The organism is Burkholderia sp. AU32262, from assembly GCF_020419985.1.
In the GTDB taxonomy this organism is placed as follows: Bacteria; Pseudomonadota; Gammaproteobacteria; order Burkholderiales; family Burkholderiaceae; genus Burkholderia; species Burkholderia semiarida.
This window is the reverse complement of the sequence record NZ_JAIZRS010000029.1, coordinates 30967-46290: the sequence shown is the minus strand read 5'-3', so window position 1 is coordinate 46290 and position 15324 is coordinate 30967. Positions and strand designations below refer to the sequence as shown.

The window sequence follows — 15324 nt, the reverse complement described above, 5'->3', positions numbered from 1 at the left end:
ACACCTATTTCGCCAAATGTTGTATCCAATCCCGGCGTGCGCATATGCGCACGTCGCGTCGCGACCGGAACCGGTACAATGTCGCCCGTTTTCGTGACAGTAGTTTGACAATCTCTCAGGAATCCCATGTTCGGTCGATTCATGCCCACCGAGGGCAAGTTCTTTGAACTCTTCAACTCGCACGCGAAGCACATCGTTTCCGGTGGCCGCGAGCTCGAACTGCTGATCGACAATCTCGCCGACGCCGAGATTCACAAGCAAAACGTGCAAATCGCCGAGAAGGCCGCCGACAAGCTGACGCACGAGGCGATCGATCTGCTGCACAAGACCTTCATCACGCCGCTCGATCGTGACGAGATCCACAAGCTGATCACGACGATGGACGACATCCTCGACCTGATGGAGGACGTCGCGACGGCCGTGTCGCTGTACGACGTGCAGTCCGTCACGTCCGAGGCGAGCCAGCTCGCGCATATCGTCACGCAGTCGGCGCAACACGTGCAGCAGGCCGTCGGCCTGCTGTCCGACATGAAGCAGTCGGCGCAGATCCTCAAGCAGTGCGAGGAAATCGATCGCTGGGAGTCGGAAGCCGACCGCGTGCTGCGCGCGGCGATGTCGAAGCTGTTCCGCGAGGAAGACGACGTGAAGACGCTCATCAAGCTGAAGGCGATCTACGAGCTGCTGGAAGAGATCACCGACAAGTGCGAGGACGTCGCGAACATCATCGAAGGCATCGTGCTGGAAAACGCCTGAGCGGACCACATGCATTCGATACAACTCGCCCTATGGATGGTCGCGACGCTCGTGCTCGTCGCGCTCGTATTCGACTTCATGAACGGCTTTCACGACGCGGCGAACTCGATCGCCACCGTCGTGTCGACCGGGGTGCTGAAGCCCCAGCAGGCCGTGGTGTTCGCGGCCGCGTTCAACGTGATCGCGTATTTCATCTTCCACCTGAAAGTCGCGCAGACCGTCGGTAAAGGCACGATCGATCCCGAGATCGTCGACCACTACGTCGTGTTCGGCGCGCTGGTCGGCGCGATCGGCTGGAACGTGATCACGTGGTACTACGGGATTCCGTCGAGCTCGTCGCACGCGCTGATCGGCGGCCTCGTCGGCGCGGCGCTCGCGAAGTCGGGCTGGAGCTCGCTGAACATCGACGGGCTGCTGAAGACGATCGCGTTCATCTTCATTTCGCCGCTGCTCGGTTTCATCCTCGGTTCGCTGTTCATGCTCGGCGTGTCGTGGCTGTATTTCCGTACTGCGCCCAGCAAGGTCGACCGGCGTTTCCGCCGGCTGCAGCTGCTGTCGGCGGGGCTGTACAGCCTGGGCCACGGCGGCAACGACGCACAGAAGACGATCGGTATCATCTGGATGCTGCTGATCGCGACCGGCTACGCGTCGGCCACCGCCGATGCGCCGCCGGCGTGGGTGATCGGCGCGTGCTACCTGTCGATGGGCCTCGGCACGCTGTTCGGCGGCTGGCGCATCGTGCGCACGATGGGCCAGAAGATCACGAAGCTCAAGCCGGTCGGCGGTTTCTGCGCGGAAAGCGGCGGGGCAATCACGCTGTTCGTCGCATCGTTCCTTGGCATTCCCGTGTCGACCACGCACACGATTACCGGTGCGATCGTCGGTGTCGGCGCGACGCAGAAGCTGTCGGCCGTGCGCTGGGGCGTCGCCGGCAACATCGTGTGGGCGTGGGTGCTGACGTTGCCGGCGGCCGCGCTGTTCGCGGCTGGCGGCTGGTGGCTCGGGCATCAGATCTTCTGATCGCCGACACTTCCTGATCGACGCGAAATGCGCCGCAAGCCGAAAGGCCGCGGCGCATTTTCTTTTGGAGGCCAGCGGAGCATGTTGTCGACGTCGTCGACGGTCGCGGTTCGAGCAACGGCTCAGTAGCTGCCGTTCGCGAACCGTGCGATCGGATCGTCTGCCGTACTGGTGCGCGGGCTGATGGGCGCGGATTGCGTCGACGCACGCAACACCTGCACGGGCTCGATGGTGCGCGGCGGCGTGCCGGGGGCGGGCGGCGGCTCGGCATCGAAGGCGGCGGCCTCGGCGGCCGTCAGGGCGGTCGTCGGAATCTGCGTGCCGACTTCCGCCGGGGCGGTCGGTGCTGCGTTGGCCGTCATCGCGGTCGCGCCGTCGTTCGCCGACGTGGCTTGCTGCTGGGCCGCCTGCATCCGCGGTGGCGGCGGTTCATACGGATCGGCGGCCGGTGCTGCCGGTGCGGTTGCGGTGGCCGTCACGACCGGCGCGGTCGGGATGGCCGAAGCTGGAGCCGGCGCCTGCGTCGCTCTTGCTCGTGAAGACGCATACGCCGCCGGCTGTCGCGGCGCGGCGGCAGCCGTCACGACCGCCGGAGCAGCCGCGAGCGCCGGCGAATTGCGCGGCTCGTCGCGCTTGGCCTCGTAGGTCGGCGCATCGAACGGCGTCGGGGCGGAGCGCGGCGGCGCGACGCGGCGAATGCCGTCGAAGCGCTTCGCCCAGTACGGGTTCGTCAGGTAGTCGAGCCGCACGGTGCCGCCCGTCGACGGTGCGTTGACGAAGCGCAGCTTGCCGACATAGATGCCGACGTGCGAATGCGGCCGCCCGGTCGTATTGAAGAAGATCAGGTCGCCCGGCGCGATCTCGTCGGGCTCGATCGACACGCCGCGGCTGCTCATGTCGGCGGTCGTGCGCGGCAGGTTCACGTCGGCCGCGCGGCCGATCACGTAGCGCACGAGCCCGCTGCAGTCGAAGCCGCTCGCCGGCGTGTTGCCGCCCCAGCGATACGGGACGCCGACGAGGCTCATCGCCTGGATCGAGATCTCTTCCTGGCCGACGCTGTGGTCGACGAATTTGGGGAAATTGGCCGGCGCCGGGAACGCCCGCGGCGTCGTGATCTTCATGCCCGACGCGGAACGCGATGCCGATTGCGGCGGCACGCTGGAGCAGGCCGCAAGCAGGGAGACGACGGCGACGGGAACCCAGATTCGAAGCATGGCAAGGCGGGCGAGCGGTGCACTCGCGAATCGTATGACAACAGACAGACTCGATGGTAGACGCTCCGGCGGGGCTTAAGCAACCATTCTTGAGAATTTACTTGAAGTTTCGCGCGTAAACTGCATGGTTGCGTGACGACGCATTACCTTTGTCTTCGACCCCAAATAAAAACGGCGCTCCGGAAACGGAGCGCCGCGTGGCGTCGACAGCCGGCCGATCGGCCGGCCAGCGCGTTACAGAATGTCCGACGCGTAGTCGGCGAGCCGCGAGCGTTCGCCGCGCGCGAGCGTCACGTGGCCGCTGTGGCCCCAGCCCTTGAAGCGGTCGACGACGTAGGTCAGGCCCGAGCTGCCCTCGGTCAGATAGGGCGTGTCGATCTGCGCGATGTTGCCCAGGCACACGATCTTCGTGCCGGGGCCCGCGCGCGTGACGAGCGTCTTCATCTGCTTCGGCGTCAGGTTCTGCGCCTCGTCGATGATCAGGTACTTGTCGACGAACGTGCGGCCGCGCATGAAGTTCATGCTCTTCACCTTCAGGCGCGAACGGATCAGCTCCTGCGTCGCCGCACGGCCCCATTCGCCGGCCGCGTCGTCGGTCTTCTGCAGCACTTCGAGGTTGTCGTCGAATGCGCCCATCCACGGCTGCATCTTTTCTTCCTCGGTGCCGGGCAGGAAACCGATGTCCTCGCCGACGGGCACGGTCGCGCGCGTCACGATGATCTCGTTGTAGCGCTTGTCGTCGAGCACCTGCGCGAGGCCGGCCGCGAGCGCGACGAGCGTCTTGCCGGTGCCGGCCTGGCCGAGCAGCGTGACGAAGTCGATATCGGGGTTCATCAGCAGGTTCAGCGCGAAGTTCTGCTCGCGATTGCGCGCGGTGATGCCCCACACGTTGTTCTTGTGGTGGCTGTAGTCGCGCAGCGTCTGCAGCAGCGCCGTCTTGCCGTTCAGCTCGCGGACGATCGCGTGGAACGTCGGCTCGCCGTTCTGCGGCTCGAGATAGACGAACTCGTTGACGAGCATCGACGCGACGAGCGGGCCGGTCACGCGGTAGTACGTGGTGCCCGTCTTCGTGTCCTGCCAGCTCTCCATGCCCTTCGCATGCTTGGTCCAGAAGTCCTGCGGCAGTTCGCGCACGCCGTTGTACAGGAGATCCGAATCCTCGAGCACCTGGTCGTTGAAGTAGTCTTCCGCGGGCAGGCCGAGCGCGTGCGCCTTGATCCGCATGTTGATGTCTTTCGACACCAGCACGACCTGGCGGTCGGGCCGGTCGCGCTGCAGCGCGCGCACGACGCCGAGGATCTGATTGTCGGCCTTGCCTTCGGGCAAACCTTCCACCGGCGCGATATCGGCCAGCTTCGTCTGGAAGTACAGGCGGCCGAGCGCGTCGCGGCTGCCGAGGCGCGACAGCGGGATGCCGGCCGAGATCGGGCCGCCGTCGGCGACGAGCGCGTCGAGCGTGCGGCTGACCTGGCGCGCGTTGCGTGCGACTTCGGACATCCCCTTCTTGTGGTTGTCGAGTTCCTCGAGCGTCATCATCGGCAGATAGACGTCGTGTTCCTCGAAGCGGAAGAGGCTGCTCGGGTCGTGCATCAGCACGTTGGTGTCGAGCACGAACAGTTTCTGCAGTTCGGCGTCGGCGGGCTTGCGGCTGCGCGACTTCGTCGCGGCGCCGGCATCGCGCGCGGGTGCCGCGGCCGCTCCGCCAGACTTGTCGGCGGCCGGCTTGTCGTTGCGTGCCACGACGGGCGCCGCGGGTTCGGCGGGCGCCGGCATCGGCTGCAGCAGCGCGGCCGTCTGCCTGGTCTTGCGGCCGCGCGCGGGCACGCTCGGGGCATCGGGCGCCGAAGACGCGACGGCGCGCAGCGGCGCGGCCGTGTTCGCGGCTTCGATCATCGGTTGGGCCACGCTGGCCGGACCATAGTCACCGGCTGTGGATGCGTCCCCTTCGGCGGATTTCTTCGCGGCTTTCGCGGGCCGCGCTTTCGCCTTGTATTCGTCGGGCGGCAGCAGGCTGCCGAGCTTGCTGGGGGGAGTAGGCAAAGGCATGGTGTCCCTCGGGAGGAATCGTGTCGCATGGCGTGCGCCGCTGATCGCATCCTGCGTGACGTAGACGCATGCAGTTTGCGCGCGGTGGCGCACAGGAATTTCGTCTAGCCGGTTCGCCTAAGTGTCGATCAGCTCCTCGATGCGGTAAGGGCCGGACCGGGGAGGGCCGGCGCGCGTTCCATAAAAAAAGCCGCTGCCCCGTCGACAGGGACATGCGGCTCGGCTGATGCCGTCGTGATGCGCGTCAGGTGCCGGCAAGCATCGCAACGGGCACCGGCGCAGCTACGAGAAATATGGGGCGAACGGGCATTCATTGCGGCCCAATATAACGCGCCTCAAAGCGCTTGTACAGCCTTTAGCACGTCGTCCACGTGACCCGGTACCTTGATGCCGCGCCATGCGTGGCGAAGCACGCCGTCCGCGTCGATCAGGAACGTCGAGCGCTCGATTCCGCGCACTTCCTTGCCATACATTTTCTTCATCTTGATGACATCGAACAACGCGCACAGCGCTTCGTCGGCATCGGAAATCAGCGGGAACGGCAGTTCGAGCTTGGCCTTGAAGTTGTCGTGCGAGCGCAGGCTGTCGCGCGACACGCCGATGACTTCCGCACCGGCTTTCTTGAACTTCGGATAGAGATCGCGGAACTGCAGCCCTTCGGTCGTGCAGCCCGGCGTGTTGTCCTTCGGATAGAAGTACAGTACGAGCTTCTTGCCCTTCAGGTCGGACAGCGAAATGTCGCCGCCCGTGGCCGGTGCGGTGAAATCGGGAACTTGACGGTCAACTTCGACAGACACGTGTTTCTCCTGTTGTTATGGAAGGGCGCCGCTGCGGCGGCGCGGTTCGGCGGGGCGTCGCGGCAACGCGCCGCGAGGGCGGGAGCGGCGACGCCGGCTCGCGCGCGAACTCAGTCGGGCTGGACGATCAGTTCGCCGGAGCGGCCGGGGATTTCGCCCCACGCGACAGGGTACGATGGCAGCGAGTCGCGGTCCAGCGTCGCGTGGTAGTCGCCCATCGTCGCGAACGTGTGGCCTTGCGCACGCCAGCCGGCGAGCAGTTGCTCGAACACGGGCGCGAGCTTCTGGCCTTCCAGTTCCGCATGCAGCGTGAACACCTGGTCGTGCGGATTGGCTTCGGTGAACTTGAGGATGTGCGCGGCGACGTTGTGCGTGTCGATGCCGTCGACGCCGAGCACTTCGTCGAGCGTCGGCAGCGTGGTCGGCATCTGCACGTGCGACAGCGTGCGGCCGCCGACGACGGGCAGGTACGGCGAGTGGCCGCGACCGTCGGATGCGTAGCGCATCCCCCACGCGTCGATCTGCTCGAACGCGGCATCGTTCATCTGCCAGCCGGCCGCGCCGTGCGTCACGGGCGGCGCGCCGAAGATCTCGATGAAGCGCGCATGGCTCTTCTGCATTTCACGCGCGGTCCAGTCGCGATCGCGCACGCGCACGTTGTCCTGCCAGACCACGTGATCCCACGTGTGGACCCCGCATTCGAAGCCGGCCTCGTGAATCGCGCGCATGTCGGCGATCGCGCGGCGGCCGATGTCGGGGCCGGGCAGCAGCACGCCGTACATCAGCTGCTTCACGCCGTAGTGTTCGACGACCGACGTGCGCGACACCTTCTTCAGGAAGCCCGGGCGGAACACGCGCCGCAGCGCCCAGCCCGTGTGATCGGGCCCGAGGCTGAAGAGGAAGGTCGCGCGCGCATTGAAGCGATCGAAGATGCGCGCGAGGTTCGGCACGCCTTCGCGCGTGCCGCGCAGCGTGTCGACGTCGATCTTGAGGACGATGCGAGCCAAGCGAACGTCCCGCTCAGCCTTGCTGTTCGACGAGCGCGCGCGCGTCGGCGACGTGGCCGCGATACGCTTCGAAGATGTTGCGCAGCGCGTCGTCGAACGTCGCTTGCGGCGCCCAGCCGAGCTCCTGCATCGTGTTGTCGATCTTCGGCACGCGGTTCTGCACGTCCTGGTAGCCGTTGCCGTAGTAGGCGCCGGACGTCGTTTCGACGAGCTTCACCTGCTTGGCCGAATCGGCGTACTCGGGGAATTCCGCGGCCAGTTCGAGCATCTTGTGCGCGAGCTCGCGAACCGAGAAGTTGTTCTTCGGATTGCCGATGTTGTAGATCTTGCCCGACGCGACGCCGCCCTTGTTCTCGATGATCTTCATCAGCGCGCTGATGCCGTCGCCGATGTCGGTGAACGCGCGCTTCTGCGAGCCGCCGTCGACGAGGCTGATGTTCTCGCCGCGCACGATGTGGCCGAGGAACTGCGTGACCACGCGCGAGCTGCCTTCCTTCGGCGTGTAGATCGAGTCGAGGCCCGGGCCGATCCAGTTGAACGGGCGGAACAGCGTGAAGTTCAGGCCTTCCATCCCGTAGCCCCAGATCACGCGGTCCATCAGCTGCTTCGAGCACGCGTAGATCCAGCGCGGCTTGTTGATCGGGCCGTAGGTGAGCGCGGAGGCATCCGGGTCGAACTGCTCGTCCGAGCACATGCCGTAGACCTCGGAGGTCGACGGGAACACGAGGTGCTTGCCGTACTTGACGGCCGAGCGCACGATCGGCAGGTTCGCCTCGAAGTCGAGCTCGAACACGCGCAGCGGCTGCTGGACGTAGGTGGCCGGCGTCGCGATCGCGACGAGCGGCAGGATCACGTCGCACTTCTTCACGTGATACTCGACCCACTCCTTGTTGATCGTGATGTCGCCTTCGAAGAAATGCATCCGCTCGTGGTTGACGAGGTCGCCCAGCCGGTCGGTCTGCATGTCCATGCCGAACACTTCCCAATCGGTGGTCTCAAGAATGCGCTTCGACAGGTGATGGCCGATGAAGCCGTTCACACCCAGGATCAGGACTTTTTTTGCTTTCATGAATGACGGGAAGAATGAATGAACTGCGCGAATTCCGCGGGCGTCACGACGGTTTCGCCGCCGTCGCGCTGTTGCCGGAGCTCGAGAATGGATAGGGCGCGGCTGTCGCCGCAGACACCGAATAGCGCATTATCGCTTACGTGCAGGCCGGGCGGCAAATCCGCGGCGGCCGCCGCCATCGCGCTGCCGGGCGCCGCGAGGCGCGCGCGTGCGATCACGAAGCGCGCGCCGTGGACGTCCGTGAATGCACCCGGATACGGGGGCGCGACCGCGCGCACCAGGTTGTAGACCTGCGCGGCCGGCTTCGACCAGTCGACGCGGCCGTCCTCGGGCTTGCGCCCGCCGTAGTAGCTGCCGGTCGCGAGATCGTTCGGCAGGTGCGGCGCCTCGCCCGCGAGCAGCGCGGGCAGCACGCGCCACAGCGTCTGCTCGGCGGCCACGGTGACCTTGTCGAATACCTGCGCGGCCGTGTCGTCCGGCAGGATCGGCACCGCGGTCTGGCCGACGATCGCACCCGCGTCGGGCTTGGCGGCCATCTCGTGCAGCGTCGCGCCGGTCTCGGTCTCGCCGTTCAGCACGGCCCAGTTGGTCGGAACCCGACCCCGGTATTTCGGCAGCAGCGAACCGTGCATGTTGTACGCGCCGCGCGGCGCGATCGCGAGCAGGTCCACCGGCAGCATGTGGCGGTAGTAGAACGAGAAGATGAAATCGGGCCGCGCGTCGGACACCGCGCGGCGCAGCGCCGGATCGGCGGGATCGGCCGGCGTGAGCACCGGAATGCCGTGCTCGGCCGCGACGGCCGCGACGCTGCCGAACCAGATGTTCTCGTTCGGATTGTCCTCGTGCGTGACGACCAGCGCGACGTCGACGCCGCGCGCGAGCAGCACCTGCAGGCACCGCACGCCGACGTTGTGATACGCGAAGACGACCGCGCGCGGCTTCATTGCACGGCTCCCGGATGATTCGCGCCGGCCGGCACCGGCGGCACGCCATCGTGCTGCTCGAGCACGGCCTGGATCAGGTAGCGCGGCCGCGCGCGCACCTGCTGGTAGATGCGGCCGACGTATTCGCCGAGCAGGCCGAGCGCGAAGATGATCACGCCGAGCAGGAAGAACGTGATCGCGAACAGCGTGAACACGCCTTGCACTTCCGCGCCGACGATGAAGCGGCGCACGAGCAGCAGCACGAACAGCGCGGCGGAGCCGAGTGACAGGATCACGCCGATGAACGACAGCCACTGCAGCGGCACGACCGAGAAGCCCGTCACGAGGTCGAAGTTCAGCCGGATCAGGCTGTACAGCGAATACTTTGACTGGCCCGCGAAGCGTTCCTCGTGCGCGACCTCGATTTCGGTCGGGTTCTGCGCGAACGTGTACGCGAGCGCGGGGATGAACGTGTTGACTTCGCCGCACACGTTGATCGTATCGATGATGCGGCGGCTGTACGCGCGCAGCATGCAGCCCTGGTCGGTCATCTTGATGCGCGTGATGCGCTCGCGCAGCCGGTTCATCATCTGCGACGCCTTGCGCCGCCACAGGCTGTCCTGGCGCTGCTTGCGGATCGAGCCGACGTAGTCGTAGCCCTCGCGCATCTTCGCGATCAGCTTGCCGATTTCCTCGGGCGGATTCTGCAGGTCGGCGTCGAGCGTGATGACGATCTCGCCGCGCGACTGCGCGAAGCCCGCGAGGATCGCCATGTGCTGGCCGTAGTTGCCGTTGAGCAGCACGACGCGTGTCGTGTCCGGCCGTACGTGGAACTGATCGGCGAGCATCGCGGCCGAGCGGTCGCGGCTGCCGTCGTTGATCAGGATCACTTCGTACGGCGTGTCGAGTGCGTCGAGCGCCGGATACAGTCGCGCGAACAGCGCGGCGAGGCCGTCTTCCTCGTTGTATACGGGGATGATGACCGAGACTTCGGGCCGGCCGGCGTCCAGATGCGCGGCGCCCGGGTGTCCGGCGCCCGGATGCCCGGCGCGTGCTTCAAGGTGACTCATGTACGCTTATTTTCCGTATTGTTCGCAAATCTGATTGACGGCGTCGACCACGCGACGCACGTCGCCTTCCGTCATCTGCGTAAACAGCGGCAGCGTGACGGTCGACGCGCCATACCGTTCGGCGTGGGGGAACATCCCCTCCTTGAAACCGCGCGCACGGTACAGCGTGAAAAGATGGATCGCCGGGTAGTGGATGCCGGTGCCGATGCCGCGTTCCTTCATCTGCGCCATGAATTCGGCGCGCGTGATCGTCAGCCGCTCGAGCGGCAGCGTGACGAGGAACATGTGCCAGTTGCCGTTCTCGAATTCGGCGACCGGCAGGCCGAGGCCGAGCTTCACGGCCGCGCCGCCGTCGAACGCGGCGAAATACGCGCGGGCGAGCGCGCGGCGCTGCGCGGTGAAGCGCTCGAGGTGCGGTAGCTGGCCGAGGCCGACGCGCGCGGCGACGTCGGTCAGGTTGTACTTGCCGCCGAGCACGTCGCAGTCCATCCCGTCGAAGCCGGTGCGCGTGATGCCCTGCAGCCGGTACTTCTGCGCGAGCACGGCTTCGTCCTCGTCGTTCAGCACGAGCGCGCCGCCTTCGATCGTCGTCAGGTTCTTGTTCGCGTGGAAGCTGAACGACACGAGGTCGCCGAACGCGCCGATGCGCTTGCCGTTCCACGTCGAGCCGAATGCCTGCGCGGCATCCTCGATCACGCGCAGCTTGTGCGCGCGGGCGATCGCGTACAGGCGGTCCATGTCGACCGGCAGGCCGGACAGGAACACGGGGACGATCGCCTTCGTGCGCGGCGTGATCGCCTGCTCGAGCTTGTCGAGATCGATGTTGCGCGTGACGGGATCGATGTCCGCGAATACGGGCGTCGCGCCCGTTTCGATGATCACGTTGCTGGTCGAGACCCACGACGCCGGCGTCGTGATCACCTCGTCGCCGGGGCCGACGCCCGCGATGCGCAGGCCGATCTCCAGCGTGCAGGTACCCGAATTGAACGCGCGGACCGGGCGGCCGCCGCAGTACTCCGACAGCGCGGCTTCGAATTTCTGGCACTGCGGGCCGGTCGTGATCCAGCCCGAGCGCAGCACGTCGACGACGCCCTGGATGGTTTCCTCGTCGATTTCGGGGCGGGTGAACGGCAGAAACGGAGCGGTAGTCTGGCTCATGAACGCGTTGGGCCTGTAATGGCGTGTAATAAAAGGGTCGGGCGATCCGTCCGAAACCGGCATTAAACACCGGTTGGCCGATTCGTACCGTGATTTTTTGTAGGCGGACGCTTAACGCCGCGCGCCGTGCTCAACTGCGCGCGAGCACGAGCACGCCGATCAGGATGATGCCGATGCCGACGAGCCGCTGCATCGACAGGACTTCGCCGAACAGGTACCACGCCGCGAACGCATTGACGACGTAGCCGAGCGACAGCATCGGGTACGCGATCGACACGTCGACCCGCGACAGTCCGACGATCCATACGACGACGCTCAGCACGTAGCAGCCGAGGCCGCCGATGATCGGCAATTGGGTCGCGATCTTGAATCCGACCGGAATGATGTTCGCACGGCTGAATTCGAAGTGTCCAACGGCGTTGACGCCGGCTTTCAGCAAAAGTTGCGCACAGGCGTTGAGCATCACGCCGGTGACGATGCAGACGAACGAAACGGGATTCATGCGGGGGACGTCCTTACGATTGCGGTTTCTCGACGATCACGCGGCGGTTGTCGCGCGCGATCACGCGCATCGGCACGCCTTCCTTGGCCAGCGCGTCGTACTGGCCGGGCGGCATGATCGCGAGCGCATGGGTGTCCTGCTTCCAGCGCGTGATCCATTCGCCGACGGTCGGGATCCACTTGTTCGGCTCGACCGAGATCCCGAACGCGAGCTCGTCCTGGCGCTGGACCATGATCGTCGTGTGGCCCACGTAGAACGGGAACGTGTGGTCGAGCATTTCGATCGAGTAGAACGGCGTGTCGGGCGGCAGCTTCGCCAGCTCGGCGCGCACGGCCGGCGCGAGCAGCGCGCCCGAGCTGTAGCGGCCGAACTCGTCGTGCCCGGTGCCGCCGATCGTGCCGAACGCGAGCCACGCGGCGCCGAACGCGGCGAGCGCGGCGGCCGCGCCCGCCCGGCGGTTCAGCCACGCGGCCGCGAGCGTCAGCGCGGCCGAGACCGCGAGGCCGGCGTACAGCCACATCTGGAACGCGCGGTACAGCGCGTTCGGCGTGCGGGCGTCGCCCTGGTACGCGAGGAAGATGATCCCGAACGCCGCGGCAACGAAGAACACGAGGTAGCCGAGCAGATGGCGGCGGAACCGGTCGGCCGTCATCAGCGGCAGGTACGCGCCGATGATCAGCGCGAGCGCCGGCGCGACCGGCAGCACGTACGAGATCAGCTTCGAATGCGACGCGCTGAAGAACAGGAAGATGAACGCGCTCCAGATCAGCAGCACGAGCATCGGCGAGAAGCCGTTCGGCTGGCGCGGCATGCGCAGCGCATGGCGGATGCTCTGCCACGCGACCGACAGCCACGGCAGGAAGCCGACCAGCAGCACGGGCACGAAGTAGTACAGCGGGCCCGGGCGGTTCTGTTCCGGGGTCAGGTACCGGCGGAACTGCTGGACGACGAAGAAGAAGTTGAAGAACTCGGGGTTGCGCTGCTGGACGAGCACGAACCACGGCGCGACGATCGCGAAGAAGATCACGAGGCCGCTGACGAGGTACAGGCGCTTCCACAGCGCCCAGTCGCGCGCGATCAACGTATACAGCACGAGCACGGCGCCCGGGAGGATCAGGCCGACGAGGCCCTTCGACAGCACCGCGAACGCCATCGCGGCCCAGCACGCCCACATCCAGCCGCGTACCGCGGCCGGGCGCAGCCCGGGCTGCTGCGCGAGCAGCAGCGAGCAGAGCGACAGCGCCATCCAGAACGCGAGCCCCATGTCGAGCGCGTTGAAGTGGCCCATCAGGTTCCAGTACGGCGAGCTGGCCAGCACGACGGCCGCGAGCAAGCCCGACAGCGGGTTGAACAGGCGCGCGCCGGTGTAGCCGACGAGCAGCACGCCGGCGAAGCTCGCGACGGCGGTGTAGAGGCGCGCCTGCCATTCGCCGATGCCGAACCAGGCGAAGGTGAGCGCGTTCAGCCAGGTCTGCAGCGGCGGCTTCTCGAAGTACTTGTAGCCGTTGTAGCGCGGCGTGATCCAGTCGCCGGTGACGAACATCTCGCGCGCCATCTCCGCGTAGCGGCCTTCGTCGCTCGGGATCAGGTGGCGCAGCCCGAGCGGCGCGAACCAGACGATCGCGAGCGCGACGACGAGGAGGACGAGCGTGATGCGATTGAGCGGTAGCCTCGACGGCGTATCGTTCATGGGTTTTCAGCCTGTTGGTTGTTGTGACGGGCCGCCGGCGCGGTGCGCCGGGGGCGGGCGGCCTGGCCGCGGCGATCCGGGGATCGACCCGCTGCGCCGGCCCGTGTTTTACCGCATCGGGGATTAACGTTCAATCAAGAGCGCGGCGGCGACTTTGCGGCCCTCGGCCATCAGGATGTTGTAGGTGCGGCAGGCGGCCTGGAAATCCATCGTCTCGACGCCGATCCGTTTCGCGGTGAGCGCCGCGACGAGCCGCGGGTGCGGAAAGCGCAGCCGCGCGCCGCTGCCGAAGATCACGAGTTCGGGCGTGGGGTCGAGCAGCATCGCGAAATGCTCGGGCGCGAGCGCGTCGAACGACGCCACGGGCCAGGCCTGGACCGGCGCGCCGGGCAGGACGATGACGCTCGTTTCATGGCGTTCGAGATTGACGTCGACATAATCGGGGCCGTAGCCGGTGACGGTGTTGAGCGCGCCGCTCGTGTCCTGGTGCAGTTTCAAATCGGTATTCCGCGGTTCCGTAGGGGAATGGATTGGCAGGGCCGTGGGGCCCGGCAGGCCGGTTTCGCGCGCTCCGGCACGCGCGGACGCCCGACGGCGCGGGCCCGGCGCGGCTATGGTGCATTGCGAAAGTCGGCCAAAATCCGCTAAATTATAACTTTTTGGTCGCCCCCGGGCGCCACTTGCGTCGTGCGTCGCCACAAGCCGCGTCCGGCCGCCGCTTTTTCCCAGCCTAGACAGCGCGCACAGACCGGCCGCTTTCCAGTTTTGATCCCGTCCCCCCGGCCGCAAGGCCAACCCAGGAACCGTGTCGTCGTGAAACCGATTCAGAAGTCGAACAAGCTGCTCAACGTCTGCTACGACATCCGTGGCCCGGTGCTCGAGCACGCCAAGCGCCTCGAGGAAGAAGGCCACCGCATCATCAAGCTGAACATCGGCAACCTCGCGCCGTTCGGTTTCGACGCGCCGGACGAAATCATCCAGGACATGATCCGCAACCTGCCGGCGTCGTCCGGCTATTCGGATTCGAAGGGCGTGTTCTCGGCGCGCAAGGCCGTGATGCACTACACGCAGCAAAAGGGCGTCGTCGGCGTCGGCCTCGACGACATCTACATCGGCAACGGCGCGTCCGAGCTGATCGTGATGGCGACCCAGGCGCTCCTGAACGACGGCGACGAAGTGCTGCTCCCCGCGCCCGACTACCCGCTGTGGACGGCGGCCGTGAGCCTGTCGGGCGGCACGCCCGTGCACTACGTGTGCGACGAGCAGAACGCGTGGATGCCCGACCTCGACGACATCCGCGGCAAGATCACGCCGAACACGAAGGCGATCGTCGTGATCAACCCGAACAATCCGACCGGCGCGCTTTATTCCGACGAATTGCTGCTCGAGCTGCTCGAGATCGCGCGCCAGCACGGGCTGATCGTGTTCGCCGACGAGGTCTACGACAAGATCGTCTACGACGGCCTCGAGCACACGGCGCTGGGCGCGCTGTCGGAGGACGTGATCACCGTCACGTTCAACAGCCTGTCGAAGAGCTATCGGTCGTGCGGCTATCGCGCGGGCTGGATGGCCGTGTCGGGCCTCGGCGGCGACAATCGCCGGCGCGCGAAGGATTACCTCGAAGGGCTCGGCATCCTGTCGTCGATGCGCCTGTGCGCGAACGTGCCCGGCCAGTTCGCGATCCAGACGGCGCTCGGCGGCTACCAGAGCATCAACGAGCTGATCGTGCCGAACGGGCGCCTGTACAAGCAGCGCGAACTCGCGTATGACATGCTGACGTCGATCCCGGGCGTGACCTGCGTGAAGCCGCAGGCCGCGCTGTACATGTTCCCGCGCCTCGACCCGAAGCTCTACCCGATCCAGAACGACCAGCAGTTCATTCTCGACCTATTGCTCGAGGAACGCGTGCTGCTGGTTCAGGGCACGGGGTTCAACTGGGCGACGCCGGACCACTTCCGCGTGGTCTTCCTGCCGAACCTCGACGATCTGGCCGATTCGATCAACCGGATCGCGCGCTTTCTCGACGGCTACCGCAAGCGCCATTCGGTCTGAGCGGGCAGCGCCACACGGAACTC

At 66.3% G+C, this 15324-nt stretch carries 14 protein-coding genes and 1 pseudogene; 4 read left to right on the top strand and 11 right to left on the bottom strand.

The window, feature by feature from the left end:
- Positions 1 to 126: 126 nt before the first annotated feature.
- Both LGN10_RS27745 and LGN10_RS27740 read left to right on the top strand, forming a co-directional pair.
- On the top strand, positions 127 to 753 hold the full coding sequence (locus LGN10_RS27745; protein ID WP_006486252.1) for a DUF47 domain-containing protein: 627 nt from the start codon (positions 127 to 129) through the stop codon (positions 751 to 753).
- A gap of 9 nt (positions 754 to 762) precedes the next feature.
- On the top strand, positions 763 to 1773 hold the full coding sequence (locus tag LGN10_RS27740) for an inorganic phosphate transporter (RefSeq protein WP_226225702.1): 1011 nt from the start codon (positions 763 to 765) through the stop codon (positions 1771 to 1773).
- Positions 1774 to 1895: 122 nt separating this feature from the next.
- Here LGN10_RS27740 and LGN10_RS27735 read toward each other — a convergent pair whose 3' ends face one another.
- Complete coding sequence (locus LGN10_RS27735) at positions 1896 to 2987, bottom strand: C40 family peptidase (protein WP_226225701.1); 1092 nt, start codon at positions 2985 to 2987, stop codon at positions 1896 to 1898.
- Positions 2988 to 3221: 234 nt separating this feature from the next.
- Entirely contained in the window at positions 3222 to 5033 is a 1812-nt protein-coding gene (locus LGN10_RS27730; protein WP_226225700.1) for a PhoH family protein, read from the bottom strand.
- Between LGN10_RS27730 and LGN10_RS27725 the strand changes: the two are divergent.
- Positions 4929 to 5170, top strand: a pseudogene (locus LGN10_RS27725) (hypothetical protein); the annotation flags it as partial. The gene LGN10_RS27730 and the pseudogene LGN10_RS27725 overlap by 105 nt on opposite strands.
- A gap of 198 nt (positions 5171 to 5368) precedes the next feature.
- On the opposite strand, the gene LGN10_RS27720 reads toward LGN10_RS27725, so the two are convergent.
- The 9 genes from LGN10_RS27720 to LGN10_RS27680 all read right to left on the bottom strand — a co-directional run bounded on the left by LGN10_RS27720 (position 5369) and on the right by LGN10_RS27680 (position 13747).
- The gene (locus LGN10_RS27720) at positions 5369 to 5830 is read right to left on the bottom strand and encodes a peroxiredoxin (RefSeq protein ID WP_059645625.1); all 462 of its coding nucleotides are present in this window, start codon (positions 5828 to 5830) and stop codon (positions 5369 to 5371) included.
- 110 nt (positions 5831 to 5940) lie between these two features.
- On the bottom strand, positions 5941 to 6837 hold the full coding sequence (locus LGN10_RS27715) for a polysaccharide deacetylase family protein (protein WP_226225699.1): 897 nt from the start codon (positions 6835 to 6837) through the stop codon (positions 5941 to 5943).
- A 13-nt stretch (positions 6838 to 6850) separates the two neighbouring features.
- Complete coding sequence (locus LGN10_RS27710) at positions 6851 to 7906, bottom strand: bifunctional UDP-4-keto-pentose/UDP-xylose synthase (RefSeq protein WP_006478632.1); 1056 nt, start codon at positions 7904 to 7906, stop codon at positions 6851 to 6853.
- Positions 7903 to 8850 carry a formyltransferase gene (locus tag LGN10_RS27705; RefSeq protein ID WP_060316503.1) on the bottom strand — a complete coding sequence of 316 codons (948 nt, stop codon included), beginning with the start codon at positions 8848 to 8850 and terminating at the stop codon, positions 7903 to 7905. Before LGN10_RS27705 ends, LGN10_RS27710 begins: the two co-directional genes overlap by 4 nt.
- Positions 8847 to 9899 (bottom strand): glycosyltransferase, encoded by a 1053-nt coding sequence (locus LGN10_RS27700; RefSeq protein WP_059645634.1) that lies wholly within the window; start codon positions 9897 to 9899, stop codon positions 8847 to 8849. Before LGN10_RS27700 ends, LGN10_RS27705 begins: the two co-directional genes overlap by 4 nt.
- Positions 9900 to 9905: 6 nt before the next feature.
- Entirely contained in the window at positions 9906 to 11057 is a 1152-nt protein-coding gene (locus LGN10_RS27695) for a DegT/DnrJ/EryC1/StrS family aminotransferase (protein ID WP_059585271.1), read from the bottom strand.
- A 130-nt stretch (positions 11058 to 11187) separates the two neighbouring features.
- Complete coding sequence (locus LGN10_RS27690) at positions 11188 to 11559, bottom strand: EamA family transporter (protein WP_059585272.1); 372 nt, start codon at positions 11557 to 11559, stop codon at positions 11188 to 11190.
- A gap of 13 nt (positions 11560 to 11572) precedes the next feature.
- Positions 11573 to 13249, bottom strand: a complete 1677-nt coding sequence (locus LGN10_RS27685) for a glycosyltransferase family 39 protein (protein WP_124658617.1) — start codon at positions 13247 to 13249, stop codon at positions 11573 to 11575.
- 123 nt (positions 13250 to 13372) lie between these two features.
- Positions 13373 to 13747, bottom strand: a complete 375-nt coding sequence (locus LGN10_RS27680) for an Mth938-like domain-containing protein (RefSeq protein WP_059645648.1) — start codon at positions 13745 to 13747, stop codon at positions 13373 to 13375.
- Positions 13748 to 14062: 315 nt separating this feature from the next.
- Between LGN10_RS27680 and LGN10_RS27675 the strand changes: the two genes are divergently transcribed.
- Positions 14063 to 15301 carry a pyridoxal phosphate-dependent aminotransferase gene (locus LGN10_RS27675; RefSeq protein ID WP_226225698.1) on the top strand — a complete coding sequence of 413 codons (1239 nt, stop codon included), beginning with the start codon at positions 14063 to 14065 and terminating at the stop codon, positions 15299 to 15301.
- Positions 15302 to 15324: the final 23 nt, after the last annotated feature.

What these genes read in the sequence shown, in the direction of transcription:
- LGN10_RS27745 (WP_006486252.1), top strand. Translation starts at nt 127, where the DNA reads ATGTTCGGTCGATTCATGCCCACCGAGGGCAAGTTCTTTGAACTCTTC.
- LGN10_RS27740 (WP_226225702.1), top strand. Translation starts at nt 763, where the DNA reads ATGCATTCGATACAACTCGCCCTATGGATGGTCGCGACGCTCGTGCTC.
- LGN10_RS27735 (WP_226225701.1), bottom strand. Translation starts at nt 2,987, where the DNA reads ATGCTTCGAATCTGGGTTCCCGTCGCCGTCGTCTCCCTGCTTGCGGCC.
- LGN10_RS27730 (WP_226225700.1), bottom strand. Translation starts at nt 5,033, where the DNA reads ATGCCTTTGCCTACTCCCCCCAGCAAGCTCGGCAGCCTGCTGCCGCCC.
- LGN10_RS27710 (WP_006478632.1), bottom strand. Translation starts at nt 7,906, where the DNA reads ATGAAAGCAAAAAAAGTCCTGATCCTGGGTGTGAACGGCTTCATCGGC.
- LGN10_RS27705 (WP_060316503.1), bottom strand. Translation starts at nt 8,850, where the DNA reads ATGAAGCCGCGCGCGGTCGTCTTCGCGTATCACAACGTCGGCGTGCGG.
- LGN10_RS27700 (WP_059645634.1), bottom strand. Translation starts at nt 9,899, where the DNA reads ATGAGTCACCTTGAAGCACGCGCCGGGCATCCGGGCGCCGGACACCCG.
- LGN10_RS27695 (WP_059585271.1), bottom strand. Translation starts at nt 11,057, where the DNA reads ATGAGCCAGACTACCGCTCCGTTTCTGCCGTTCACCCGCCCCGAAATC.
- LGN10_RS27690 (WP_059585272.1), bottom strand. Translation starts at nt 11,559, where the DNA reads ATGAATCCCGTTTCGTTCGTCTGCATCGTCACCGGCGTGATGCTCAAC.
- LGN10_RS27685 (WP_124658617.1), bottom strand. Translation starts at nt 13,249, where the DNA reads ATGAACGATACGCCGTCGAGGCTACCGCTCAATCGCATCACGCTCGTC.